The following is a 22983-nucleotide window of genomic DNA, read 5'->3' on the forward strand; positions in this document are numbered from 1 at the left end:
TGCTTACCACTCGAAGGCGGAATCGCTGCTGGGAAAGCGCGCCACCGGGCATTCGCCGCTGCGCGCATAGCGGTCGGCATAGTTGAAGCGGTAGGCCATCTCGCTGCCATTGCGGCAGGGTAGGCCGCGGTACAGGCGTGCGTAGGTGGCCCGCGCGCCACTGCTGCTGCGGTAGGTGTCCTCGGCCTTGAAGACCAGCTTGCCATCCTTGTCCTGGATGCGCAAGGTACCGAACGAGGCATTGTTGGGCGTCTCGTAGTCGACGAGCATGTCCGCGCCCTGCTGGCCCAGCTGCGAGATGATCAGAAAGTTGGCGCGCTGCTCGGCCACCAGTTGCTCCTGGCTCAGCACCCGCATCGTTGGGGTGGATTGCAGCCGTGGTGCCAGGCGCAGGCCCTTGCCCTCCAGCATGACAATGGCGGCGGTGCTGGGCGGCGCATCACGCGTAGGGCCCGCAAGCAGCACCTTGGACAGGCGCTGGGCCAGCGCCTCGACCAGTTCCTGCGTGCTGTAATCCGATGCGTCCCGGGCATTAACGGCGCTGCTGGCCAGCAGGGCAGCCAGAAGAAGGGGTGCTGCAGTGATGCGCATGGAAAGCTTCCGGTGGGTGGTCTGGGCTCCCGGCCGCTGGGACGCGTGGCGGGACGTTGGGATCAGAGCTGGAAATCGTAATCGATCGTGATGGGCGCGTGGTCGGAGAACTTCACATCCTTGTAGATGTGCTCCTTGCGGGCCAGTGCGGCAATCGCTGGCGTGGCCAGGTGGTAGTCCAGGCGCCATCCCACATTGTTGGCATAGGCCTGGCCCCGGTTGCTCCACCAGGTGTAGCAGGCGTCGGTGGTATCGGGCTGCAGCACGCGGTACACGTCGACCAGGCCGCCGGTCTCGGTTTCCTGCTCCAGCAGCTGGGTCATCCAGCTGCGTTCTTCGGGCAGGAAGCCGCTGTTCTTCTGGTTGCTGCGCCAGTTCTTGATGTCGGCGTTGGTGTGGGCAATGTTGATGTCGCCGCAGAGGATGAAGTCGCGCTCGGCCCGCAAGCGCATCAGGTGGGGGTGCAGCTCGGCCAGAAAGCGGTACTTGGCAGCCTGGCGGATGTCCCCCGAGCTGCCGCTGGGAAAGTAGCAGCTGATGATCGACAGCTTGCGCGTGGGCGTGTCAAAGCGCAGCTCCACATAGCGGCCCTCGGCATCGAACTCGTTGGGCGAAAAGCCAACCACCACATCGCTGGGTGCATGGCGGGTGTAGATGCCCACCCCCGAGTAGCCCTTCTTCTCGGCAAACTGGAAATACCCGTTCATCTCGTCGATAACGTCGAACTTGTCCAGCATATCCGCTTGCTGTGCCTTGATTTCCTGCACACAAATACAATCGGGCCGGGTTGTCTCAATCCAGGGGATCACGCCCTTGGTGGCAGCGGAGCGGATGCCGTTGAGGTTGAGGCTGGTTAATTTGAACAAGGATTGGGTCATGGTCGATAGTCTCCCACAGCCAGGCGCAGATGCGCAGTTGGCACAGGATTTTGTAGAGTTTGCCGTCGAAGCCGGCGTGCTGCGCTTTGGGCAGTTCACCACCAAGGCCGGCCGCATCAGCCCGTATTTTTTCAATGCCGGGTTGTTTGATGATGGCGCCAAGATGGCGCGCCTGTCCGAATTCTATGCAAAAGCGATTCTGGCCAGCGGTGTGGCGTTCGACATGGTGTTTGGACCGGCCTACAAGGGCATTCCGCTGGCCGCGACCGTGGCCGTGGAGCTGGCACGCCTGGGCAAGAACGTGCCCTTTGCCTACAACCGCAAGGAAGCCAAGGACCATGGCGAAGGCGGCAGCCTGGTGGGCGCGCCGCTTAAAGGCCGGGTGCTGATCATTGATGATGTGATGTCGGCCGGCACTGCTGCGCGCGAATCGATTGCGCTCATCAAGGGCGCGGGCGCCATTCCCCATGCGATGGCCATTGCATTGGACAGACAGGAGAAAGCCACTGAGAATGGCAAGGACGTTGCCCATAGCGCCGTGCAGTATGTGCGCGACCAGCTGGGAATGCAGGTCTGCACCATTGCCAGGCTGGAGGACCTGCTGGCCTTCCTGGCCCAGGGCCCGGCCGCAGAATCGATGCGTGAACACCACAGTCAGGTGCTGGCTTACCGGGAACGTTATGGCGTTGGCAATTGATTATTAGAATTCGATAGTTTTGAATGATAAGGATCTAGCAATGCGGAAGGACAGGTGTGCAGCTGCTTTGGCCATCGGGATGCTGGCGCTCGCTGGCGCCAGCCATGCCCAGAAGTCCCCGTCGGCCTCCATGGTCTACAGCTGCGTGGATGCGGCTGGCCGCCGCCTGACGGCGGACCGGCCCATTCCTGCCTGTGCGGACCGCGAGCAGCAGGTCACGATGCCCGGCGGTGCGGTGCGCACGGTCGGGCCGGCCTATTCCGAGCGCGAGCGTGCCGAGCAGGCCGCGCAGCAGCGCCGTGAGGCAGAAGAGCGCTACCGCGCCAATGACGGCAAACGGCGCGAGCGCGCGCTGGCCACACGCTTTCCCACCAAGGCCGCCCATGACGCCGAGCGTGCCGAAGCCGTCGATGTGTTGCGTGCGCAGATCCGTATCGTGCAGGAGCGCCGCACTTTCTTGCTCGAAGACCGCAAGAAGATCGACCAGGACATGGAGTTCTACAAAAAGGACCCCAGCAAGGCGCCTGCCCCGCTGCAGGCCCGCCTGGATGGCAACCGCCGTGACTTCAAGGAAGTCGACGAGCAGATCGCCACGATCAACGAAGAAATCAAGGCCACCAACCTGCGCTTTGACGAAGAGGCCCAAAGCCTCAAACCCTACTGGACCCCGGCTGCTTCCAAGTAGCCGCGCGCAACCTCCATGCCTCTCGACTCCCTCGCCCCAGGCCTGGCCCTGGCCGACGACCAGCGCGCGCGTTGCAGCTGGTGCATGGCCTCGCCCCTCTACCAGCACTACCACGACCATGAATGGGGCTTCCCCGTGCATGATGACCGCCGCTTGTTCGAGAAGATCTGCCTGGAAGGCTTTCAGGCCGGCCTGAGCTGGCTGACGATTCTGAACAAGCGCGAGTCCTTCCGCGCAGCCTTTGCGCAGTTCGATGCGCAGCAGGTTGCGCAATTCGGTGCCGAGGATGTGCAGCGCCTGCTGGCCGACGCCGGTATCGTGCGCCACCGGGGCAAGATCGAGGCGGTGATCAACAATGCACAGCGCCTGGCCGAGCTGCAGCGAGAATTTGGCAGTTTTGACGCCTACCTGTGGCGCTTTGCGCCAGCGCCGGCAAGCCGCCCGGAGCGGATCACGTTGGAGGCCGTGCGCCAGATGGGCGTGGCGCCCGAGGCCGTGGCGCTGTCGAAGGATCTGAAAAAGCGCGGCTGGAAGTTTGTCGGCCCCACCACGGTTTACGCCTTCATGCAGGCGATGGGCATGGTCAATGATCACCTCCATGGCTGCCATGTGCGGGATGGCCGGCCGGCCTGAGCCCCTTTACGCTACAAGCCCGGTAGCTCGCTCACCAGCAGCGAATAGCGCTGCAGCGATACGTAGGCGCCATCGCGCTTGCTGCAGTCGCGCAGCAGGCCTTCATGGCAAAAGCCCAGGCGGCCCAGCAAACGGGTCGATGCCGCATTCTCGGGCTCCACATAGGCCACCACGCTGTGCAAGCCCAGCCGCCCAAATGCGCCGGGCAGCCACTGGCGCAGGGCCTGGTCCATCCAACCGTGGCCCCAATGGTCGGGCAGCAACCAGTAGCCCAGATCGGCGCTGTCGGCCTCGTCGTCATGGTCGTAGATGCCGACGGCTGCGATGACGGCCCCGTCCAGCAGCACCGCCTGCCACCAGCCGCTGCCTTCGCTGGCGACGCTGGCATACCAATCGAGCTGTTCCTGCGCAATGACGCGGGCATCGCTGTGCGCCGTTTCCAGTCCGTAGAACGCGGTCAGCCGTGCGTCGCCCATCGCATGGGCGACGACGAACAGGTCGGCGGGAGAGAAATCACGGAAATGGAGACGGGCGGGCTGCAGCATGGTGCAAGCCTAGCACCGCTGGGCGGCGGTGCGGTGTGGCATGGATGAGAGGGGCGGGCGCCTCAGGCTGCTACATGCCAGCGCGCGGGCTGATGGCTGCCCACCGTCTGGATGCCCAGCAGCGCCGCATTGCGCTGCAAAACGGCTTCAAACTGCGCGCCGCTGGCGCCGATCTGTTCGGCCGCGCCATCCCAGTAGTCATCGGCAATCTGGGCGGCGGTAAAGTCGCGGTGCGTGAACTTCTGCACGATATTGCGCAGTTTGTCGAGGTTGATGCTGTCGATATCGGTCATGGCAGGCCTCCAACTCAGGGGTAAGCACCAGTGTCGCGCAAATGGGGCGGCTGTCAATCGGCAATCGCCGCCAACCGGTGGCGCCGCGCTAGCCGTGCATGGCCGCCGTGCTGCGCAGCAGGCGCTGCACCAGCAGCGCGCCCACCCAGGCCACGCCGCCTATCCACAGCGGCACCAGCACATAACTGCTGGCGCGGGCCCATTGGCCCAGTTCATCCAGCTCGGTGAGCGGCCACAGCGCGAACGCAAAGCCAAAGCCCCACCAGACCAGCGCAAACAGTGCAAACGCCCACGGCAGCCAGGCCGGACGGCCTGCGGATGCCTGCTGCCGCGGCGGCCGGTTCTGCAGAAACATCCATAGCACGGCGCTCAGCACCAGCAGCAAGGACAGGCCGGTGGCCACCGGCCACCATAGCGCCAGCGGCAAAAAGGCCAGGGTCAGCGAATCCATGCGAGGCCCGGCCTTATTCCTTGTTGCAGAGCATGGCGTCCGCCAGGCTGCCAACGGTCACGCGCAGGTTCTTGCCCTTGTGCGCCTGCACCGCCCAGGTATCGCTCAAGTCCTCGGGGACCAGGTCCTTGTCGTTCATCAGTTCGGGCTTCTTGTGTTCGGAGCGGTCCTGCTTGACCACCTTGGGCACGATCATCGTGATCATGCTGCCATCAATGCGCCAATGGCCCGTGCCTTGCAGCACAAAGCGGTACTGCTGCTCGGTACTGGGCATGTCATAGGCCAGAAAGGCCTGGGAGCGCAACGTGTGGTCGGGGTTGAACTGGTTGGTGTAGGTGAAGCTGGCACTGTCCTTGCCCATGCTGATCTGGAACTGGCATTCCCAGATGCCGGCCAGGTCGGCCTCGCTGATGCTGGCCGCTGCGGCAGCAGGTGCCTGCGGTGCCGGTTTGTCGCTGGGCGCCTGCTGGGGCGCGCGGGGCGCAGGATCGGCCTCTTTTTTGGAGGGCCAAAGGCTGGAGCAGGCGGCCAGGCCGGGGACCAGCAGCAGGCAGAAGGTGGTGCGGAAGAGAGGAGTCAATGGCATCTGCGCACTCTACCAAAATACTGTGAAGCAGCGGCCCAGGCCTTGGAACAGGTTTTTTGTAGGCCCAGGCCGCTCAAGGCGCTTAGCCGGCAAGAGTGGGGTAGTCGGTATACCCCTTCTCGCCACCGCCATAGTAGGTGCTGCTGTCGCCGGTATTGAGCGCGGCACCGCTGCGCAGGCGCTCGACCAGGTCCGGGTTGGCAATGTAGGGCCGGCCAAAGGCGACGATGTCGGCCAGGCCGCTGGCCACGGCCTGTTCGGCCAGTTCGCGGTCATAGCCGTTGTTCACCACCCAGGCAGCCTTGCCGCCGGCGCGGCGGTATTCCGCCTTGAACGCGTCGTAGTCGAAGGGGCGGCCTTCCACCTCGCGCGGGCCCCCGGTGGCGCCCTCGATCACATGGATATAGGCCAGCCCCAGCGGCGCCAGCTGGTGGGCCAGGTAGGTGAACAGGCTTTGCGGATCCGCGTCATCGATGCCATTGGCCGGGGTGACCGGCGAGAGCCGTATACCCACCCGGCCACGGCCTACCGCATCGATCACCGCGCGGGTGACTTCCAGGGTCAGGCGGGCGCGGTTTTCAATCGAGCCGCCGTAGTCGTCGCGGCGCACATTGGCGCCGGTCTTCAGGAACTGGTCCAGCAGGTAGCCATTGGCGCCGTGGATCTCGACGCCATCAAAGCCGGCCGTCTTGACCGCATTGCGGGCAGCCGCAGCAAAGCTGTGCACGATGCCGGGGATCTCCTCGGCATCCAGTGCGCGCGGCTCGGAGGTCGGCTCGAAGCGGCCTTCTCCCGTGGCGTGGTCAATCAGGTAGGTCTTGGTCTTGGCAGTGATGGCCGAAGGGGCCACCGGGGCCTGCTGGCCCGGCTGCAGCAGGCGGTGGGAGACGCGGCCCACATGCCACAGCTGGCAGACGATCTTGCCGCCCTTGGCATGCACGGCGCTGGTCACCTTGCTCCAGCCGTCAAGCTGGTCCTGCTCGTACAGGCCCGGCACATGGGCATAACCCTGGCCCTGGTGGCTGATGGCGGTGGCCTCGGTGATCAGCAAGCCCGCGCTGGCGCGCTGGGCATAGTAGGTAGCCGTCATCGGTTGGGGCACGGCGTTGGGCGAACGGTTGCGCGTCAGCGGCGCCATCGCGATGCGGTTGGCCAGCGCCAGATCGCCCACTTGTATGGGGTCCAACAGGCTGTGGGTGGGGGCAGTTGTCATGCAAAACTCCTTGCGGTTGTGTCACAGAATCACCTGCTTTTTGTACCACGCAGCGCCACCCTTTGCAGGCCAGGGTTGAAGCCCGGCGCTTGTCGGCGAACCACCCGGGTGCTGAAAAACCAAGCAAATCAATTGCTTCAGCTGTGCAGGGCGGCAGGCCTGGGCAAGCGGCGGGTGGCGCCGGCTGCGCTGCGTAGGACCTAGGGTCAACCCGACAACACGTAATGGCAAAGGTTCTGCGCCATGATCGACCCGGGTCTGCCAGCTGCCGATCGCAGCCGTGGGGGCAGACCGCTGTTGTTTGTGAAAGAGAAAGCGCGCATTCATGACCAAAACATCGCTGGATAAATCGAAGATCAAGTTCTTGCTGCTCGAGGGCATCCACCCTTCCGCGCTCAAGGTGTTGCAGGCGGCGGGCTATACCCAGGTCGAGGCGCTGACCGGCGCCTTGGAGGGCGAGGAGCTCAAGCGCAAGATCGCCGACGTGCACTTTGTCGGCATCCGCTCCCGCACGCAGTTGACAGCCGATGTGTTTGCCGCGGCCAACAAGCTGGTCGCCGTGGGTTGCTTTTGCATTGGCACCAACCAGGTCGATCTGAATGCGGCGCGCGAGCGCGGTATTGCGGTCTTCAACGCGCCTTTCTCCAACACCCGCTCCGTCGCTGAGCTGGTGCTGGCCGAAGCCATCCTGCTGCTGCGTGGCATCCCCGAGAAGAACGCGGTATCGCACCGGGGCGGCTGGAAGAAAAGCGCCGACAACGCCTTCGAGATCCGGGGCAAGACCCTGGGCATCGTCGGCTACGGCTCCATTGGCACGCAGCTGTCGGTGCTGGCCGAAGGCCTGGGCATGAAGGTGGTGTTCCATGATGTGGTCACCAAGCTGCCGCTGGGCAATGCGCACCAGGCCGCCAACCTCCATGCGCTGCTGGAGCAGTCCGATATCGTGACGCTGCACGTGCCCGAGCTGGCCTCCACCTACAACATGATTGGCGCGGCGCAGATCGCCGCGATGAAGCCCGGCAGCATCCTGATCAATGCCTCACGCGGCACCGTGGTGGACCTCGATGCCCTGGCCCAGGCACTGAAGGACAAGAAGCTGCTGGGCGCTGCCATCGACGTGTTCCCGGTCGAGCCCAAGAGCAACAAGGATGAGTTCCAGTCGCCGCTGCGCGGCATGGACAACGTGATCCTGACACCGCACATCGGCGGCTCGACAATGGAAGCCCAGGCCAACATCGGCCTGGAAGTGGCAGAAAAGCTGGTCAAGTACAGCGACAACGGCACCACCACCTCGGCGGTCAACTTCCCCGAAGTGGCACTGCCCGAGCACCCGGGCAAGAACCGCATCCTGCACGTGCATGAGAACCGCCCCGGCATCCTGTCTGCCATCAACCAGGTGCTGGCCGACAACGGCATCAACATCGCCGGCCAGTACCTGCGCACCGACGAGAAGGTGGGCTACGTGGTGATCGATATCGACCAGGAATCGTCAGCGCTGGCGCTGGAGAAGCTGGCCCAGATCGCCGGCACCATCCGCTGCCGCGTGCTGTTCTGATGCGGCATCCACCGCGGCGCGTCCCAGCGGGGCCGTTGCAGTGGATGGCTTTAGACACCCCAGAAAGAGGCTTATGCCTCTTTTTTCTTAGCTGCTGTTGGCATATCGATGCATGAAATGCGTCGTTGTGATGGCACGGGCCCCTGCCTAGCATGAAGGCTTCCACCTGATTGCCAGCCCTTGAGGAGCGCCCATGAATGCCATCACCAATGTTCGCCACCTGAGCCCCGCGGCCGATGCCGCTGCAGGCGCCGCCCTGCACATCGAGCCCCTGGCGGGCCGTATTGGCGCGGTGGTGCATGGCGTGTCGCTGTCGGGCGCGCTGGAGCCAGCGCTGTTTGCCCAGATCAAGGCGGCGCTGCTGCAGCACCGGGTGATTTTCTTCCGGGGCCAGCAGCACCTTGATGACGCCAGCCACCAGGCCTTTGGCCGTCTGTTTGGCGAGATCGAAGCGCATCCCACCGTGCCCGCACCCGATGGCACGGCCTTCCTGGAGCTCAATTCCCAGCACGGTGGCCGGGCCGATTCCTGGCACACCGACGTGACCTTCAAGGCGGTGTTCCCGAAAGTCTGCGTGCTGCGCGCCGTCACCTTGCCCGGCCATGGCGGCGACACCGTCTGGGCCAATACCGTGGCCGCCTACGAGAGCCTGCCCGCCCCGCTGCAGCAGCTGGCCGAGCAGCTCTGGGCCGTGCATGGCAATGACTACGACTATGCGGAGAACTTCCGCCAGAACACCACCGCCAGCCAGAGCGAGACGCAGGGCCGCGCCAGCTACCGCAAGGTGTTCACCAGCAAGACCATCGAGTCCGAGCAACCGCTGGTGCATGTGCATGCCGAGACGGGGGAGAAGGCGCTGCTGCTGGGCCACTTTGCCAAGCGCATCAAGGGCCTGCGCAGCAACGAGTCTGCCGCGTTGCTGCAGCTCTTCCATGAGCGCATTGTGCGTCTGGAAAACACCGTGCGCTGGCACTGGCAGCCGGGCGATGTGGCCATCTGGGACAACCGGGCAACCCAGCACTACGCCATCAATGACTACGCCGACGCCCACCGTGTGATGCGCCGCGTCACGGTCACCGGCGATGTGGCCACTGCAGTCGATGGCCGCACCAGCGTCGACCTGACGGTGCGCGAGCCGGCCGCAGCCTGACCCGCCGCAGACCGGCCGGACCTGGCGGCTGCCTGGACTGGCGCTGCGCCTGCCTCCCTATCCGACAGCAGACGGCCATGAACGCTTGCGCCCGCTGGAGAAGAACTTCGATGACCCGAACCACCTACCACTATGAAGGCGGCCTGCTGGTGCCGCGCCGCAAGCTGCTGGTCTCAGCGCTGGCCGCCGGTGCCGGCAGCGCGCTGGGCTTTCCCGCACTGGCGCTGGACAGCAAGCCGCTCAAGGGCGTGACGCTCAATACCTCGTTGTACAGCTCGCCGTACTCGAAGCTGCTGCGCCCCTGGATTCCCGAATTCGAGGAGGCGACGGGCGCCAAGGTGAACTTCGACACGCCCGGCTTTCCGGTCTACAACCAGCGTGCCGATCTGGAGTTGTCCACCAAGGGCGCGGCCTTTGATGCGGTCAATGTCACCTTCATCTATTCGAGCCGCTGGATCAACTCGGGCTGGCTGACGCCGCTGGACGGCTATATCAACGATCCGAACAAAACGCCGGCGAACTTTGACATCCGCGACTTTCTGGAAGGCGCGCTGGCACCCGAGCGGGGCCGCGACGGGCAGCTCTACGGCATTCCCTGGCAGGCCGAGGTGACGATTGCCGCCGCCTCGCGCTTTGATGTGCTCAAGCAGTCGGGCCTGGCCTTTCCCGATACGACAGACGCCTGGCTGGACGCGGCCAAGCTGCTCAACCGCAAGGAGCGCGCGGCCGGCTTTGTCACCGACAACCACTATGGCTGGACCTTCATCCCCTTCCTGCAGGCCTTTGGCGGCGATGTGTTCCGCAAGGCGCCCGATGACCTGTTCCCGACCCTGGACAGCCCCGAGGCGATCGCGGCGGCCGACTACTTTGCCCGCCTGCTGCGTGAATACGGGCCTGACGGAGTGGTCTCCTACACCTCGGACCAGGCGGTGCAGTCGCTCAAGGCCGGGCGCAGCCATTTGAGCGTGCAAGGCCAGATCAACCTCTCGCAGCTGGCCGACGCATCGAGCAGCAAGGTGGCGGCATCGGCGGCCTGGGGCCAGGTGCCCAAGGGCGTGGCCGGCCGCTTTCCAGGCACCGCCATCCATGGCTGGGGCATTCCGGTGGGCAGCAAGAACAAGGACGCCGCCTGGCAGTTCATCCGCTGGGCGACCTCCAAGGAAACCCTGCAGCGTGCCGTGGCCGCCGGCTATGGCTCGCCGACGCGCCGCTCGGACATCGACTCCCCCATCTACCGCGAGCGCCAACGCGCCAATGGCTATGACATTGCGGCGCTGGTGACCGCATCGGTGGACCTGTCGGCCAAGCAGGGCCATATGAAATACCGCACCGTGGCCGCCTACCCGCAGGTGGACCAGCAGATCAACAAGGCCATCGAGTTGATCGTCACTGGCCAGCGCACGCCCGAGCAGGCCATGAAGCAGGCGCAGACCGCGTCGATTGCCGAGCTGCGCCGCGCTGGTGTCTCGGTCTGACAGGCCAGGAACGCGCCCATGCCGCCCACCGCTTCCATCGCGCCGCAGGCGCTCGACACGGGGCCTGCGCAGCCCTTGCCGCTGCCCGGGCCAACACGCGGCAAGCACGCTGAAACGCCCGCCACACAGCGCTGGCAGCGCGCATCGGCACGGGCCTACGGCCTGGGCCTGGCGCCGGCGCTGGTGGTGCTGGCCGCCATTACCCTGCTGCCGCTGATCACCCTGGTGGTGGTGAGCCTGACGCCGCTGAGCCTGACTGACCCGGCAGCCACCTTCCACTTTGAGCAGCCCGCTGGCAACTATGTGCAGCTGCTGCAGGACCAGCGCTTTCTGGATTCGCTGTGGGTGCAGGCCAAGCTCTCGTCGGTAGGGGTGCTGCTGCAGCTGCTCGTCGGCCTGGGCCTGGCCCTGCTGCTGCACAGCGGCAGCCGGCTGCTGGCGGGCTTGCGCACGTTTTTCCTGATCCCCATGGTGCTGCCACCGATTGTGGTGGCCCTCGTCTGGAAGATTATCTACACGCCCGACATCAGCCCCCTGCATGCGCTGCTCGAGCAGTGGGGCTGGCCGGTGCGCTCGCTGATCGCCAACCCCGATACCGCCCTGTGGGCCATCGTCGTTGCCGATGTCTGGCAGTGGTTCCCGTTCACGATGCTGATGGTGCTGGCGCAGCTGCAGATGGTGCCGCGCGACCCGCTCGATGCCGCCCGCATCGATGGCGCCAACCGCTGGCAGGTGTTTGTCTACATCGTGCTGCCCTATCTGCAGCGCACCCTGGTGGTCTGCGCGCTGTTCCGCTTGATCGACAGCTTCAAGGCCTTTCCGCTGCTGTATGTGCTGACCAATGGCGGGCCGGGCACCGTGACCGAGGTGACCAATTTCTACGGCTTTATCCAGGCCTTCAACTTCTCGTACTGGGGGTATGGCAGCGCCATTGCGGTGGTGATGCTGGCCATCATCTTTGTGCTGAGCGCGCTGATCAGCCGCCTGGGCAAGGCCACCGGAGAGCGCCATGCACGCTGAGACCTGGCACAGCGCAGCACCTTCATTGCCGCTGTGGCAACGCGTAGTGCAGGGCGCACAGCGCCATCTGCGCAGCACCGTGGCTGTGGGGGTGCTGATGCTGGTGCTGCTGCCCTTTTTGTGGATGCTGCAGATGGCCTTTCGCCCGGCGGGCGATGCGCTGTCGCTGGATCTCATCTTCAGCCCCACGTTGGAGGCCTTTGCCGGCCTCTGGCAGGACAACTTTGCGCGCTCCTTTGGCAACAGCCTGCTGGTGAGTGTGCTGTCCACCGGGCTGTCACTGCTGTTGGGGGTGCCTGCGGCCTATGCGCTGTCGCGCTGGCGCTTCAAACAGCGGCGCCAGGTGGCGCTGTGGGTGCTGTGCACGCGCATGGCGCCGCCCATTGCGTTCACGATTCCGTTCTTCCTGGCCTTTCGCTGGCTGGGTCTGCTCGACACGGTCTGGGCGCTGGTGCTGGTCTACCTGACCTTCAACCTGGCGATCGTGATCTGGATGATGCAAGGCTTTTTTGACGCGATTCCCACAGCGCTGGAAGAGGCGGCCTGGATGGACGGCTGCGGCATCTGGTCGGCCTTCTGGCATGTGACCTTGCCGCTGACCCGGCCGGGCCTGGTGGCCACGGCCGTGCTGTGCTTCATCTTCTCGTGGAGCGACTTTTTCTTCGCACTGATTCTGACCCGCACCCAGGCGGTGACGGCGCCGGTCGCCATCGTCAATTTTCTGCAGTACGACGGCTGGGAGTGGACCAAGATTGCCGCAGCCGGCACGATGGTGATGCTGCCGGTGCTGCTCTTCACGGTGCTGGTACGCAAATACCTGGTGCACGGCCTCACCGCCGGTGGCGTAAAGGACTGAGATGGCTTCGATTGCATTGAGACAGCTGCGCAAGCACTTTGAGGGGCACGATGTGCTCAAGGGCATATCGCTTGATATCGCCGAGGGCGAGTTTGTCGCGCTGGTCGGCCCGTCTGGCTGCGGCAAATCCACCTTGCTGCGCATGCTCGCCGGGCTGGAGGAAGTCAGCAGCGGCCAGATCGTGCTGGGCGGACAGGTCATCAACGAGGTGCCGCCGCGCGAGCGCAATATCGCGATGGTGTTCCAGAACTATGCGCTCTACCCGCATATGACGGTGGCCGAGAACCTGGGCTTTGCGCTGAAGCTGCAGCGCCAGGCGCCGGCGGCCATCGCGCAGCGCGTGCAGCAGGTGGCCGAGATTCTGGGCCTGGAGCCGCTGCTGGGCCGCCTGCCTGCCCAGCTCTCGGGCGGCCAGCGCCAGCGTGTGGCGATGGGCCGCGCCATTGTGCGCGAGCCGCTGGCGTTTTTGTTTGACGAGCCGCTGTCCAACCTCGATGTCAAGCTGCGCGTGCAGATGCGCACCGAGATCAAGTCTCTGCACCAGCGCCTGCGCACCACCACGGTCTATGTCACCCACGACCAGATCGAGGCCATGACCATGGCCGACCGCATCGTGGTGATGCGCGACGGCGTGATTGAGCAAGTCGGCACGCCGCTGGAGCTGTATGACCGGCCGCGCAATGCCTTTGTCGCGCAGTTCATCGGTTCACCGGCGATGAACCTGATTGCCGCCCGCAGCCAGCCGGCGCAGGACGGCTGGCAGCTGGTGACCGACGATGGCCAACGCCTGCCGCTGCTGCCTGGCCTGCAGGCCCAGGGCGCGCGTGAACTGTGGCTGGGTGTGCGGCCCGAGCATGTGCAGCTGGAGGTGGCGCCGCTGAGCGGTGTGGCCACCAGCGCTGCGACGGTCGAGGTCGTCGAGCCCACCGGCGCCGAAACCCAGGTGGTCAGCCGCTTTGGCCAGCAGCCACTGATATCGACCGTCAAGGAGCGCCTGGCGCTGGCCCCCGGCCAGGCCCTGCATTGGCACACGGCGCCGCAGCATTGGCATGTGTTTGACCGGCACAGCGGCGAGCGCTTGAACGTCGCATAAAGCCTGATGTCTGAAGCACAAAGGCTCCCGGTTGGGAGCCTTTGCGTTGCTGGAGGCAGCCGTTTAAGCCAGTGGGCCTGCGCTCAGGATTTCCGACAGCGCCTTGCGTGGCGATGGTGTTTCGCGCTCGGCCAGGTCGGCTGGCAGGCTGGACTTGTCGCCGCGCTCGCCGATCGCGACCAGGCATTCGACCTGCCACTGCTCGCCCAGTTGCAGCACCTCGCGTGCGGCAGCCAGCTCGATGCCGGCCATCGCATGCGTGGCCAGGCCCATGGCATGCGCTTGCAGCGCCAGGTAGCCCCAGGCACAGCCGGTGTCAAAGCTGTGCATGGCCGATTCGGCCTTGTTCGACAGCACCACCAGCAACGCGCCGGCGTTCAGGCACCAGCGGCGGTTGAACTCGTTGGGGATGGTGGAGAACGCTTGCCAGTTGGCATCGCCATGGATCGAATACGCAAAGTGCCAGGGCTGCTTGTTGCTGGCCGAAGGGGCCCAGCGTGCGCCTTCAACAATGGTCTCGATGTCCTTGGGCGTCAGCGCCTTGCCGGAGAAGGCGCGGGGCGAGGAACGGTCCAGAAACTGGGGATGGATGGCATGGGTGGATTGGCGCGTCATGGTCAGAAATGGAGCAATAAGACCGCCAGCATGCCATATCTGCCGGTTTTTTGCAGGCTCAGATTTTCTGTTTGTCGACCAGCTTGAAGGTGCCGGTGGCCAGCCCCAAAAGGTTGCCGGCATCGTCATGCAGTTCGCCTCGCACAAACGACAGGCTCCTGCCCCTTTTTTCGCAGATGGCGGTGCAGACCACATCGCCGCTGCCCGGTGCGATGTAGTGGATGGTCAGGTCCACGGTGATGACGCCATAGCGCGACGGGTCATGCGCGCGTGCGGCGCAGGACAGGCCCACGTCGAGCAACGTGGCGATGGCGCCGCCATGCATGTCGCCCCGGCTGTTGGTGTATTGCTTCTGGTAGGGCATGCGCACCCGGGCGCGGTCATTGCCGATCGCCTCGCCCTTGAGCAGAAAGGCCTCGGCCATGGCCATGCTGAGGCCGAAGATCTGGTGGGCCGGCTCATCCACGGTGTAGGCGGGGATGTCGTTGGCAACAGCGGTGGATGGGGCGGTGGTGGTCATGGGGCAGGGCGCAGCAGGTTCAAAAGCCAGCATGTTAGCGGCTGGGGCAGCCGTGCGGGCAAGGCGGCTGACGCCTGGGAGTCGCCCACCTGGCGGCGCCCAGCTTCGTTTGCAAAGCGGGTTCCCGGGCTCCTGGGGTCACGGTTTATCATCGCTGGCTTATGCCTGCCTGGTCCCCCGCATCCTCTCAGTTGTCCCCGTATTGCCCGCGCTGCGGCGCTGCGCACTGCCGCAGTGCAGGCGTGCCCCATGCCTTTGCCTGCCTGCAGTGCGGCGCGCAATTCCGGCTGGAGCAGTTGCAGGGCCAGGCCTACCCCGGCATGCCCGCCTCTGCAGGCGCAGCCAGCGGGGCGCGGCTGCGCCGGCATCTGCCCTGGGTCCTGGTGCTGCTGGCGATGCTGGTGTCCATACCCTGGTGGCTGCCCCGGTTGCAACCCGGGCTCCGACTGAGCCTGCCCGCTGCCTGGCAAGCCAAGGCACCGCCGCTGGCCCTGGGCCGCAGCGAGGCCACCACGCTCATTGAGCGCAACGGCCAGCGCCTGCTGGTGCAGCTGTATGAAAACCGTGAGCACGATGATGTGGTCTACCGCACGGTGGTGCGCGATGCGGCCACCGGCACCAGCCTGGGGGAGCCCCAGCGCATGGCGATGCCCTGGGCCGGCAGCTCGGGCAGCGCAGAGCTGCAGTTCTTCTCCGACGGCCAGCTCTACCTGTTCTTGAAGGAGCGCGGTTTCTGGCGTTTTGACCCCGGCACCTTGCGCTTTGTCGATCTGCAGCCCCAGCTGAGCGCGCGCTTTGCAGTGCAGCTGGGCGAGGGCATCGTCGGCGTGGCGCCCAAGGGCCGTGACCGGCCCGACAGCCTGGAGGTGACCAGCCGCAATGGCAGCAAATACCTGGTGTACTGGCTGCTGGGCCAGATCTGGCCGGCGGCCGACAGCAGCAGCCTGTATGAAAAGGCGCAAGCCGGCTACCGCCAGGAGACCGCCTTCTACCGCTATGAATCGCTGCCCCGCCCGACCGGCGAGGAGAGCCGCGCCGTGCTGGTGCAGTCCTGGTGGCGGCACGAGCCCGGTCAGCCTCTTTACTTTGGCTACTTCGACCTGCAGCCCGGCGACAGCCGCGAGGTGCAGACATCGTTGCGCAGCTATGTGCCGATAGGCGATGGTTACTTCACGCCCCGGTATGCCACCCAGGACCGGGGGCTGCTGCGCATCAAGGTGGTGCAGCCGGCGGTGCCGCGCTTCCATGCCAATGTGATGGCGGAAAACGCGCGCCGCCTGCTGCTGGCCTACAACCCCAGCCCGGTGCGGCAGGAAGGCCGCGTCATCCAGCTGCTGGACAAGGCCAGCCAGCAGGTGGTGTGGAGCCGCACGATCGACCAGCTGCCCCCACTGGGCAAGCGTGAAGGCGGTGCCTATGTCACCGGCCAGGCAGTCAGCGGCGGCTTTTTGCTGCTCAACGACATGCGCCAGCCTGCGCTGCTGATCGGCGAGGACGGTGCAGTGCTGCAGGACTTTAGCGCTGCGGCTGAAGGCGCCGCGCGATGAACATCCCCCGGCGCGCCATCGGGCCCCTGGGCATCGCCTTGGTGGTGTTTTTTGTGCTGCCGCTGCTGGTGCCCGCCACGGTCCGCCTGCTGCGCCCTGCGGACCAGGCCGAGGAGCTGGGCGAGGTCGAGGCATCGGCCATCTACCAGGGCGAGGATGGCAGCCTGCGCATGCTGCGGGTGATGAAGCACAGCACCACGCAGGACGATGTATTTGTGCTGTTGGACAATGACCTGCAGGCCAGGCAGCTGCTGGGCCAGCCCCAGCGCATCGTGCTGCCCCGCGCGCAGCTGCGCCAGCCCGCCCGCCTGCGCAGCGAGGCCAATGGCCAGCTGTCGCTGCTGCTCAATGACCGGCACTGGTGGCTGCGCCAGCCGGCGCAGACCGCGTTTGAACCGATGGATGCAGCGCTGCGCCAGCGCTTTGCGGCAGAGCTGGGCACGGGCGTGTCCAGGTACGCTTTTGGCGAGCAGCGCGAACCGGGTTTGTTGGAGGTGACCAGCAATACCGGCGACCGCTATGCGCTGTACTGGGCCAGCGGCGAGCTGTACCCCTGGGCGGAGCGGCTGCAGCGCTGGCAGCAGCGCCCCTGGGCGCAGTACCCGCAGACGGTATCGCGCATCGATTACGCCGACTTTGACACCGACGTGGCCCAGTACGGCTTGCCCACCATGCTGCTGCAGTTTGCGCAAAAAGTGCGGCCCGGCGAGTTTGAACGCTGGCCACGGCTGAGCGTGCATTCCAGCGCAGACCAACAGGTGCGCGCCGCGCCCAGGCTCTACCAGCCGGTGAGCGATGGTTTCGTCGTCAGCCGCCAGGCGCTGCGTGATGCAGGCATCACCCAGATCGCCGCAGTGGCCCAGGTGCCGGTGCAGTTCAGCGGCGAGGTGCTGGCCCGCAATGCCGACCGGGTGCTGATGCGCTACGACGAGACGCCCACCACCGCTGCCGAAGTCGTGCTGCAGATCGTGGATGCGCGCAGCCTGCAACTGGTATGGCACAAGTCGTCACGCGAGATGCCGCAGCTGCTGCTGGACGGGGCGCAGCTCGCTGCGCAGGCCTGGCCAGGCGGCTTTTACCTGACCACCAGCGCGAACCTTCCGGCGCTGGTGATCGACAACGCCGGCCAGACCTTGTACGACTTTCAGCCGCAAAAACGCCTTCCATCCCCGGGCGAAGACTGAGCGGCGGCAGACCGGCCCTTGCCGACCACTCCGCAGCCCGGCGGTGGGGCCATAGCCGGTCCCAAAAACGGCCCTTGCGTCGATAGTTATTGGCTGGGATAAGATGCTGTTTTGAAAAGAAATTTTGCAAATCGAACGGCTCGTTTACGTAAAGCCATTCAGATCTCCAAAACTCCTACAAGCGCGGCGCAGCACCTGCGGCACCATCTAGCTACGGCAGTGCCCAGAGCCTGCCGCCCCTCCCAACTTGACACTGAAGGAGATAGCGATGACTCAGCAGAACCGCCAGGCGTCCAACCAACAGCCTGCGCAGAAAAAGGAACAGCAGCAACAGCAGCAGTCCCCCAAGCAGCAGCAACAGGGCCAGCAAGACCGCAAGCAGCAGTCGCAGAAGTAGACAGCGACGGCACGCAGCCAGATCACACGGAGCCAGCCATGCAACACCTGCCTTTGCCGATGACCAAGCAGCAACCTTGGCCCCTGCAACAGGGGCAGCCATTGCGCGAGGCCAAGTACTCGCAGCAGCAGTGCAAATGCAACCGCCGCCAATTGGGCACCGAGCCCAAGACGCCGAGCAATGCACAGATGTGCTGATCTGCTGAACGCTGCGCCACAGCCCGCTTCCAGCGGGCTTTTTCGTGGGCGCAGCAGCGTTGGCAGCGGCGATACTGGCGTCCTTGACCCCCTCGCCAGCAGATTGCCATGAACACCGGTTTCTTCGCGCAGCCCAACCCCCCGTACCGCCGCGCCAACTACCCCTTTGCCTACCAGTGGCTGGAGGAGGTGACCAGCCTCGCTGCACTGCTGGCCCATGTCGAGGCGCTGCGTGCCGCCGGCCCCGGCCTCCGCTACCTGAGCACCTTGGACGATATCCAGCAGGCCAGCTACACCAGCGGCCATGCCAGCCAGGATGATCGGCTCTCCCTGGCCAGCCCCCCGGACATGGATTGGGACGATCCGGCACAGGAGGCCGCCTGGGAGCTGCAGGCGCTGCAGCACCGCGCGCGGCAACTGCGGCAGGCCCAGGGCCCACAACGCTGGGCCGAGGTCTGCGGCAGCCTGGCGCTGAGCGGCAGCGATATCGACGCGCTGCTGGCCGCCAATCGCTGCCCCGATCTGCTGCTGGACGAGGTCATCTACATCCAGCGCCTGCCGCTCGCCGATGCCGACCCGCTGATCGCCGGCCAGCCCAATGGCTATTTCAGCGCCGACTGGGACAGCTTTCAGAACCATGCCATCCACCAGCATCTGGGGCAGCAGCATGGCTACCAGCTGTATGCGATAGGCGCCGCCTGGATGGCGCTGGCCCGCCCGCAGCCGCCGGATGCGGCGCAGGCCCAGGCGCTGGTAGAGGATTTGCGGGCGCTGTATGCCTCAGGCGATGATGCGTTGCGGGCCCATCCGGGCTGGCAAGCCTTGCCAGCGGTGCTGCAAACCCAGCGCATCCTGGTCATGGGCTATACCGAAGACATGGCCGACCGCTGGGAGTCAACCCAAGCTTGAACTTCTGTGAAGGAAGGAAAAGGAATGTTGTGGACTTGCGCCGATCGCCCCAGGCAAGAGCGCCATGCGGCTTTGCAAAATGTGTGCAGAGAAACGTCTCGATGCAGGCGGCGCGTCAATTCCTACACCGGCCCTTCTGCGGCGGCGCGACTATAGAGCCATGGCAGGGCAATGTCGCCCCGTCATCATCTTGAAGGAGCTAACGCTATGAATCAGCCAAACAGCCAACGCCATCCCAACCAGGTGAACCAGCAGCAATCGGGCCAGAAATCCGGTTCGCAAAAAGAGCAGCAACACCAGCAGCAGTCGCCGCAGCAAAAGCAGCCTGGTCAGCAAGACCGGTCGCAGCAGCAGCGCTGAGGATAATTTTACTTCGGTTGTACCATTTACCAATAAGCATATTTAACCATTAGATTGTTTGGTAGAAGGGTGCGTTCGCTTAGCTCTATAAACTTTGGGCTTTGTAATGCCGATGATTATTCGTGATGATTAGAAAACCTGCTAGCAGGTTTTCTAATTTTTCATTGTAACTTGTCTAAGATAAATTTGAAAAAAATTTTAGTTTCAAATTCTATTTAAAGCATTTGTACTCATTGCTAATGTTATGACTGTTTTTGCTAAAAATTTTCTGTAAATCTTCTACATCCGTTGTTGGATTTATCCAAGTTATTTCTCTTATGCTATGTTTTATTTCTGGAATTGCATAAAATGCAGCTTTTGCTTTTTCATCTTGTGAAGCGATTGAGCGACCGTTAGCAGCTGCAATGTCGAGTAGATGACTGTCTTTACATGCAATTGCCTTGATTTCATCGGCGGCATCAGAAGCTGCTATAGATGTATTAAAGTCTTCATTGTGGTTTATTAAATGAAGCCGTTTCTTCGTAAACATCAGCGCACGCCAGTCGATGAAATAGTGGGATTGATGGTCATCCCATTCCTTCCTTAATTTTTTACAATACGAGACGGAGTGTCCATTATCATGCACCAGATTTAAAAGGAGCCTGCATGAGGAAGAGACCGGATGCGCAGTGGTCCCAGCAGCAGAAGCGATGTCAGCATCTATGACGATATTTATCATTCTTGTGCGCTTTCAACAGCATTTAGATAGCTTCTATTTACTTCTAGGCTAACTTCATCGAAATCGGAAGGCCAATCTCCAGTACGGCCTAAGGCATCCATTTCGGATGCGACTGTTTTTGAGTTTCCGGCCGTGTCTTGAGTGAACCAGTAAAGATCAATGCTGTTATGGTTTAGGCGCTTTTTTGCCACAGAGAGTTGTATTCCTCTTATCAATATTGCGCTATGTGTTTCAATTATTACTTTCACTCCTCTACTGACCGCTTTTGCTAATATTGAAGCTAGTTGAAATTGAGCTTTGGGATGTAGATGTAATTCAGGCTGCTCAATATAGACGATCTGATTTGCGTCGGCAGCAATTAAGGATGTGAGGACGGGTAAAGTCTGCGTTACGCCAAATCCTACGTCTGCAATGTTAACTACATCATTGCTTTTCGAGCCAATAAATCTGGAAATTTCTATCTCGATTTGAGTGTCATTTACTTTATTTGCTCTTATTTCGCTGCCTAGTCCCAGCGATTTCATATCGGCAATAAGCTCGGTTGCTTTTGTTTTTGCCTCATTATTCGATGAATTTTTCCACGTGTGAATTATGCTGGCCACATAAGGATCAAAAGATCCAGTGAATCTATTGGCTGATGTGGATATTCTATAGGAGCGTTCGGGATTGCCGCGGATTCCTGGTACATGAATAATTTGGCTGGCAGTTTTTTCAACTAAATCAGTGATGTTAAGTGGGATGCTTATACTTGGGCTTTTTATAGTTATATTTAGATCGAGCAGGCATTTGTTTTGACGGACTGACCATGATTCTATTTCTAGATTTTCAAAGGAGTTTTTAATTACTTCGCTGCTAAATTTCGGTAGCTGATTCCTAATATCTGAATCTGTAGAATCTTTGTTTATTGATATAGGTGTGTTCGTAATGGGATTTCTAGCTTCCACTCTACTGCATATCAATCCCAGATTTTTATCTTTAGTAAACTCAAGATTGATGCCTGTGTTATTAACAGTCGTGTTGGAAATGCTCTGAATTTTTAGAGTGAATACCTTTGAGCTCGCGCCGCTCGAGCTCGAAAAAGCTTGCGATGAATCTGTTAGTTTTACATTGGGGCCATTTAATAGTATGGAGCCAGTATCGAAATTACTTTCAAGAGTCTGCTTTATTAACAATATTGGTTGCATAAAGCTCGATTTCCCAGAGCTATTTTTTCCCGAAAGGATTGTGAGTCCTCGCACACGTACGGAAGTGGAACTCCCTATAGATTTGTATCCTGCGACCGATATTTCAAGCATAAAAAAGCCTCCTTAAGGAGGCTAATTTATCAGAAGTAACGAAAAGTAGCTATGCCAATTTGGCCTTCAGCAGTTCATTGACCTGACCTGGATTGGCCTTGCCCTTGGAGGCCTTCATCACCTGGCCGACCAGCGCGTTGAAGGCCTTGTCCTTGCCGGCCTTGTACTGCTCGACATTGCCGGGGTTGGCGGCGATCACCTCGTCGATGATGGCTTCGAGCGCGCCGGTGTCGTTGGATTGCTTCAGGTCCTTGGCGTCGATGACGGCGTCCACATCTGCGCCTTCACCGCTCCACAGCGCCTCGAACACCTGCTTGGCGCTGTTGTTGCTGATGACATTGCCGTGGATGCGGGCGATCAGGGTGCCCAGCTGCGCGGCGCTGACCTTGACCTGGTCCATGCCGATCTCTTCCAGGTTCAGGCGGCGCGAGATCTCGCCCATCACCCAGTTGCTGGCCAGCTTGGGCTGGCCGCTGGCCTTGGCGGCGGCTTCAAAGTAGTCGGCCATGGCCTGGCTTTGGGTCAGGGTGGTGGCGTCGTACTCGGGCAGGCCGTAGTCGGCCACAAAGCGGTCGGCGCGCTGGCGCGGCAGCTCGGGCATCTCGGCCTTGACGGCTTGCACCCAGCTGTCGGCCACCACCAGCGGCGGCAGGTCCGGATCGGGGAAGTAGCGGTAATCGGCCGCGTCTTCCTTGGTGCGCATCGCGCGGGTCACGCCGGTGTCGGGGTTGAACAGCACGGTGGCCTGCTGGATCGCGCGGCCGTCTTCGATCTCCTCGATCTGCCAGCGGATTTCGTAATCGATGGCGATCTGCATGTTCTTGAACGAGTTCAGGTTCTTGATCTCGCGGCGGGTGCCCAGCGGCTGGCCGGGCTTGCGCACCGACACGTTGGCATCGCAGCGGAACGAGCCTTCCTGCATGTTGCCGTCGCAGATGCCGATCCAGGTGACGATCTTGTGCAGTTCCTTGGCATAGGCCACGGCCTCGGCGGTGCTGCTCATGTCGGGCTCGGTGACGATCTCCAGCAGCGGCGTGCCGGCGCGGTTCAGGTCAATGCCCGATTGGCCGATGAATTCGTCGTGCACGGATTTGCCGGCGTCTTCTTCCAGATGGGCGCGCACCAGGCGCACGGTCTTTTTCTGGTCGCCGACGAAGAAGCTCACCTCACCGCCTTGCACCACCGGGATCTCGAACTGCGAGATCTGGTAACCCTTGGGCAGATCGGGGTAGAAGTAGTTCTTGCGCGCAAAGATGCTGACGGGCGCAATGGTGCTGCCCAGCGCCAGGCCGAGCTTGATCGCGCACTCGACGGCCTTCTTGTTCATCACCGGCAGGGTGCCGGGCAGGGCCAGGTCCACGGCGCAGGCCTGGGTGTTGGGCTCGGCGCCAAAGGCGGTGCTGGCGCGGCTGAAGATCTTGCTGTTGGCGGCCAACTGGGTGTGGGTTTCAAAGCCAATCACCACTTCGTAGCCGTTGATGAGCTTGACGGTTGTTTCGGTCATGTTCTGTGTTCCTCCC

General features: G+C 62.7%; 27 protein-coding genes. 15 read left to right on the forward strand and 12 right to left on the reverse strand.

The features are described 5' to 3' along the window. Positions 1 to 3: 3 nt before the first annotated feature. On the reverse strand, positions 4 to 591 hold the full coding sequence (locus ACCQ08_RS07980) for a hypothetical protein (RefSeq protein ID WP_373449417.1): 588 nt from the start codon (positions 589 to 591) through the stop codon (positions 4 to 6). Between the two features lie 62 nt (positions 592 to 653). After that, positions 654 to 1457: an exodeoxyribonuclease III gene (locus ACCQ08_RS07985; protein WP_373449445.1), complete on the reverse strand. Its 804-nt coding sequence runs from the start codon at positions 1455 to 1457 to the stop codon at positions 654 to 656. Between the two features lie 10 nt (positions 1458 to 1467). On the opposite strand from ACCQ08_RS07985, the gene pyrE reads away from it, so the two are divergent. The 3 genes from pyrE (at position 1468) to ACCQ08_RS08000 (ending at position 3484) form a co-directional block, all read left to right on the forward strand. Beyond that, positions 1468 to 2166: an orotate phosphoribosyltransferase gene (gene pyrE / locus ACCQ08_RS07990; RefSeq protein ID WP_312413858.1), complete on the forward strand. Its 699-nt coding sequence runs from the start codon at positions 1468 to 1470 to the stop codon at positions 2164 to 2166. Between the two features lie 79 nt (positions 2167 to 2245). Next, positions 2246 to 2851: a DUF4124 domain-containing protein gene (locus ACCQ08_RS07995; RefSeq protein ID WP_312413855.1), complete on the forward strand. Its 606-nt coding sequence runs from the start codon at positions 2246 to 2248 to the stop codon at positions 2849 to 2851. Between the two features lie 15 nt (positions 2852 to 2866). Further along, positions 2867 to 3484, forward strand: a complete 618-nt coding sequence (locus ACCQ08_RS08000) for a DNA-3-methyladenine glycosylase I (RefSeq protein WP_312525931.1) — start codon at positions 2867 to 2869, stop codon at positions 3482 to 3484. An 11-nt stretch (positions 3485 to 3495) separates the two neighbouring features. Here ACCQ08_RS08000 and ACCQ08_RS08005 read toward each other — a convergent pair whose 3' ends face one another. From ACCQ08_RS08005 to ACCQ08_RS08025, 5 genes are all read right to left on the reverse strand, one after another. Beyond that, positions 3496 to 4029 carry a GNAT family N-acetyltransferase gene (locus ACCQ08_RS08005; protein WP_239810267.1) on the reverse strand — a complete coding sequence of 178 codons (534 nt, stop codon included), beginning with the start codon at positions 4027 to 4029 and terminating at the stop codon, positions 3496 to 3498. Positions 4030 to 4091: 62 nt separating this feature from the next. Further along, positions 4092 to 4322, reverse strand: coding sequence for a hypothetical protein (locus ACCQ08_RS08010; RefSeq protein WP_021026822.1), 231 nt, complete (start codon positions 4320 to 4322; stop codon positions 4092 to 4094). A gap of 88 nt (positions 4323 to 4410) precedes the next feature. Next, on the reverse strand, positions 4411 to 4773 hold the full coding sequence (locus ACCQ08_RS08015) for a hypothetical protein (RefSeq protein ID WP_373449418.1): 363 nt from the start codon (positions 4771 to 4773) through the stop codon (positions 4411 to 4413). 13 nt (positions 4774 to 4786) lie between these two features. Next, entirely contained in the window at positions 4787 to 5359 is a 573-nt protein-coding gene (locus tag ACCQ08_RS08020) for a hypothetical protein (protein WP_373449419.1), read from the reverse strand. Between the two features lie 82 nt (positions 5360 to 5441). Then, a complete protein-coding gene (locus ACCQ08_RS08025) occupies positions 5442 to 6572 on the reverse strand; it encodes an alkene reductase (protein WP_373449420.1) in 1131 nt (376 codons plus the stop codon). Between the two features lie 325 nt (positions 6573 to 6897). On the opposite strand from ACCQ08_RS08025, the gene serA reads away from it, so the two are divergent. The 6 genes from serA to ACCQ08_RS08055 all read left to right on the forward strand — a co-directional run bounded on the left by serA (position 6898) and on the right by ACCQ08_RS08055 (position 13721). Continuing rightward, entirely contained in the window at positions 6898 to 8127 is a 1230-nt protein-coding gene (gene serA / locus ACCQ08_RS08030; RefSeq protein ID WP_373449421.1) for a phosphoglycerate dehydrogenase, read from the forward strand. Between the two features lie 193 nt (positions 8128 to 8320). Beyond that, on the forward strand, positions 8321 to 9277 hold the full coding sequence (locus ACCQ08_RS08035; protein ID WP_239810272.1) for a TauD/TfdA family dioxygenase: 957 nt from the start codon (positions 8321 to 8323) through the stop codon (positions 9275 to 9277). A gap of 110 nt (positions 9278 to 9387) precedes the next feature. Then, positions 9388 to 10752, forward strand: coding sequence for an extracellular solute-binding protein (locus ACCQ08_RS08040; protein ID WP_313335652.1), 1365 nt, complete (start codon positions 9388 to 9390; stop codon positions 10750 to 10752). An 18-nt stretch (positions 10753 to 10770) separates the two neighbouring features. Beyond that, positions 10771 to 11772, forward strand: coding sequence for a carbohydrate ABC transporter permease (locus tag ACCQ08_RS08045; protein ID WP_373449422.1), 1002 nt, complete (start codon positions 10771 to 10773; stop codon positions 11770 to 11772). Next, positions 11762 to 12628 carry a carbohydrate ABC transporter permease gene (locus tag ACCQ08_RS08050; RefSeq protein WP_312413837.1) on the forward strand — a complete coding sequence of 289 codons (867 nt, stop codon included), beginning with the start codon at positions 11762 to 11764 and terminating at the stop codon, positions 12626 to 12628. Before ACCQ08_RS08045 ends, ACCQ08_RS08050 begins: the two co-directional genes overlap by 11 nt. 1 nt (position 12629) lies before the next feature. After that, on the forward strand, positions 12630 to 13721 hold the full coding sequence (locus tag ACCQ08_RS08055) for an ABC transporter ATP-binding protein (protein ID WP_373449423.1): 1092 nt from the start codon (positions 12630 to 12632) through the stop codon (positions 13719 to 13721). A 63-nt stretch (positions 13722 to 13784) separates the two neighbouring features. On the opposite strand, the gene ACCQ08_RS08060 is transcribed toward ACCQ08_RS08055, so the two are convergent. Both ACCQ08_RS08060 and ACCQ08_RS08065 read right to left on the reverse strand, forming a co-directional pair. Next, positions 13785 to 14336 (reverse strand): nitroreductase family protein, encoded by a 552-nt coding sequence (locus ACCQ08_RS08060; protein ID WP_373449424.1) that lies wholly within the window; start codon positions 14334 to 14336, stop codon positions 13785 to 13787. A gap of 58 nt (positions 14337 to 14394) precedes the next feature. Next, on the reverse strand, positions 14395 to 14856 hold the full coding sequence (locus ACCQ08_RS08065; protein ID WP_239810277.1) for a PaaI family thioesterase: 462 nt from the start codon (positions 14854 to 14856) through the stop codon (positions 14395 to 14397). Between the two features lie 242 nt (positions 14857 to 15098). Here ACCQ08_RS08065 and ACCQ08_RS08070 point away from each other — a divergent pair, with 242 nt between their 5' ends. The 6 genes from ACCQ08_RS08070 (at position 15099) to ACCQ08_RS08095 (ending at position 19450) form a co-directional block, all read left to right on the forward strand. Next, positions 15099 to 16403: a hypothetical protein gene (locus ACCQ08_RS08070; RefSeq protein WP_373449425.1), complete on the forward strand. Its 1305-nt coding sequence runs from the start codon at positions 15099 to 15101 to the stop codon at positions 16401 to 16403. Next, positions 16400 to 17587 (forward strand): hypothetical protein, encoded by a 1188-nt coding sequence (locus ACCQ08_RS08075; RefSeq protein WP_373449426.1) that lies wholly within the window; start codon positions 16400 to 16402, stop codon positions 17585 to 17587. The genes ACCQ08_RS08070 and ACCQ08_RS08075 overlap by 4 nt, the downstream gene beginning before the upstream one ends. Positions 17588 to 17855: 268 nt before the next feature. Continuing rightward, complete coding sequence (locus ACCQ08_RS08080) at positions 17856 to 17984, forward strand: hypothetical protein (protein WP_312413822.1); 129 nt, start codon at positions 17856 to 17858, stop codon at positions 17982 to 17984. A gap of 38 nt (positions 17985 to 18022) precedes the next feature. Beyond that, positions 18023 to 18181: a hypothetical protein gene (locus ACCQ08_RS08085; protein WP_239810280.1), complete on the forward strand. Its 159-nt coding sequence runs from the start codon at positions 18023 to 18025 to the stop codon at positions 18179 to 18181. A gap of 108 nt (positions 18182 to 18289) precedes the next feature. Next, entirely contained in the window at positions 18290 to 19090 is an 801-nt protein-coding gene (locus ACCQ08_RS08090) for a hypothetical protein (protein ID WP_373449427.1), read from the forward strand. Positions 19091 to 19297: 207 nt separating this feature from the next. After that, positions 19298 to 19450 carry a transcription initiation factor TFIID subunit D10 gene (locus tag ACCQ08_RS08095; protein WP_239810282.1) on the forward strand — a complete coding sequence of 51 codons (153 nt, stop codon included), beginning with the start codon at positions 19298 to 19300 and terminating at the stop codon, positions 19448 to 19450. 211 nt (positions 19451 to 19661) lie between these two features. Here ACCQ08_RS08095 and ACCQ08_RS08100 read toward each other — a convergent pair whose 3' ends face one another. From ACCQ08_RS08100 to gatB, 3 genes are all read right to left on the reverse strand, one after another. Then, positions 19662 to 19979: a hypothetical protein gene (locus ACCQ08_RS08100; RefSeq protein ID WP_373449428.1), complete on the reverse strand. Its 318-nt coding sequence runs from the start codon at positions 19977 to 19979 to the stop codon at positions 19662 to 19664. Positions 19980 to 20164: 185 nt separating this feature from the next. Then, positions 20165 to 21463 carry an AAA family ATPase gene (locus ACCQ08_RS08105; RefSeq protein ID WP_373449429.1) on the reverse strand — a complete coding sequence of 433 codons (1299 nt, stop codon included), beginning with the start codon at positions 21461 to 21463 and terminating at the stop codon, positions 20165 to 20167. 49 nt (positions 21464 to 21512) lie between these two features. Further along, positions 21513 to 22967 (reverse strand): Asp-tRNA(Asn)/Glu-tRNA(Gln) amidotransferase subunit GatB, encoded by a 1455-nt coding sequence (gatB, locus tag ACCQ08_RS08110; RefSeq protein ID WP_373449430.1) that lies wholly within the window; start codon positions 22965 to 22967, stop codon positions 21513 to 21515. Positions 22968 to 22983: the final 16 nt, after the last annotated feature.

Origin of the sequence: Comamonas sp. SY3, from assembly GCF_041730275.1 — a bacterium.
GTDB lineage: Bacteria > Pseudomonadota > Gammaproteobacteria > Burkholderiales > Burkholderiaceae_C > Comamonas > Comamonas sediminis.

Coding starts and splice junctions, on each gene's coding strand:
- ACCQ08_RS07980 (WP_373449417.1), bottom strand. CDS start 591: ATGCGCATCACTGCAGCACCCCTTCTTCTGGCTGCCCTGCTGGCCAGC.
- pyrE (WP_312413858.1), top strand. CDS start 1,468: ATGGTCGATAGTCTCCCACAGCCAGGCGCAGATGCGCAGTTGGCACAG.
- ACCQ08_RS07995 (WP_312413855.1), top strand. CDS start 2,246: ATGCTGGCGCTCGCTGGCGCCAGCCATGCCCAGAAGTCCCCGTCGGCC.
- ACCQ08_RS08000 (WP_312525931.1), top strand. CDS start 2,867: ATGCCTCTCGACTCCCTCGCCCCAGGCCTGGCCCTGGCCGACGACCAG.
- ACCQ08_RS08005 (WP_239810267.1), bottom strand. CDS start 4,029: ATGCTGCAGCCCGCCCGTCTCCATTTCCGTGATTTCTCTCCCGCCGAC.
- ACCQ08_RS08010 (WP_021026822.1), bottom strand. CDS start 4,322: ATGACCGATATCGACAGCATCAACCTCGACAAACTGCGCAATATCGTG.
- ACCQ08_RS08015 (WP_373449418.1), bottom strand. CDS start 4,773: ATGGATTCGCTGACCCTGGCCTTTTTGCCGCTGGCGCTATGGTGGCCG.
- ACCQ08_RS08020 (WP_373449419.1), bottom strand. CDS start 5,359: ATGCCATTGACTCCTCTCTTCCGCACCACCTTCTGCCTGCTGCTGGTC.
- ACCQ08_RS08025 (WP_373449420.1), bottom strand. CDS start 6,572: ATGACAACTGCCCCCACCCACAGCCTGTTGGACCCCATACAAGTGGGC.
- serA (WP_373449421.1), top strand. CDS start 6,898: ATGACCAAAACATCGCTGGATAAATCGAAGATCAAGTTCTTGCTGCTC.
- ACCQ08_RS08035 (WP_239810272.1), top strand. CDS start 8,321: ATGAATGCCATCACCAATGTTCGCCACCTGAGCCCCGCGGCCGATGCC.
- ACCQ08_RS08040 (WP_313335652.1), top strand. CDS start 9,388: ATGACCCGAACCACCTACCACTATGAAGGCGGCCTGCTGGTGCCGCGC.
- ACCQ08_RS08045 (WP_373449422.1), top strand. CDS start 10,771: ATGCCGCCCACCGCTTCCATCGCGCCGCAGGCGCTCGACACGGGGCCT.
- ACCQ08_RS08050 (WP_312413837.1), top strand. CDS start 11,762: ATGCACGCTGAGACCTGGCACAGCGCAGCACCTTCATTGCCGCTGTGG.
- ACCQ08_RS08055 (WP_373449423.1), top strand. CDS start 12,630: ATGGCTTCGATTGCATTGAGACAGCTGCGCAAGCACTTTGAGGGGCAC.
- ACCQ08_RS08060 (WP_373449424.1), bottom strand. CDS start 14,336: ATGACGCGCCAATCCACCCATGCCATCCATCCCCAGTTTCTGGACCGT.
- ACCQ08_RS08065 (WP_239810277.1), bottom strand. CDS start 14,856: ATGACCACCACCGCCCCATCCACCGCTGTTGCCAACGACATCCCCGCC.
- ACCQ08_RS08075 (WP_373449426.1), top strand. CDS start 16,400: ATGAACATCCCCCGGCGCGCCATCGGGCCCCTGGGCATCGCCTTGGTG.
- ACCQ08_RS08080 (WP_312413822.1), top strand. CDS start 17,856: ATGACTCAGCAGAACCGCCAGGCGTCCAACCAACAGCCTGCGCAGAAA.
- ACCQ08_RS08085 (WP_239810280.1), top strand. CDS start 18,023: ATGCAACACCTGCCTTTGCCGATGACCAAGCAGCAACCTTGGCCCCTG.
- ACCQ08_RS08090 (WP_373449427.1), top strand. CDS start 18,290: ATGAACACCGGTTTCTTCGCGCAGCCCAACCCCCCGTACCGCCGCGCC.
- ACCQ08_RS08095 (WP_239810282.1), top strand. CDS start 19,298: ATGAATCAGCCAAACAGCCAACGCCATCCCAACCAGGTGAACCAGCAG.
- ACCQ08_RS08100 (WP_373449428.1), bottom strand. CDS start 19,979: ATGTTTACGAAGAAACGGCTTCATTTAATAAACCACAATGAAGACTTT.
- ACCQ08_RS08105 (WP_373449429.1), bottom strand. CDS start 21,463: ATGCTTGAAATATCGGTCGCAGGATACAAATCTATAGGGAGTTCCACT.
- gatB (WP_373449430.1), bottom strand. CDS start 22,967: ATGACCGAAACAACCGTCAAGCTCATCAACGGCTACGAAGTGGTGATT.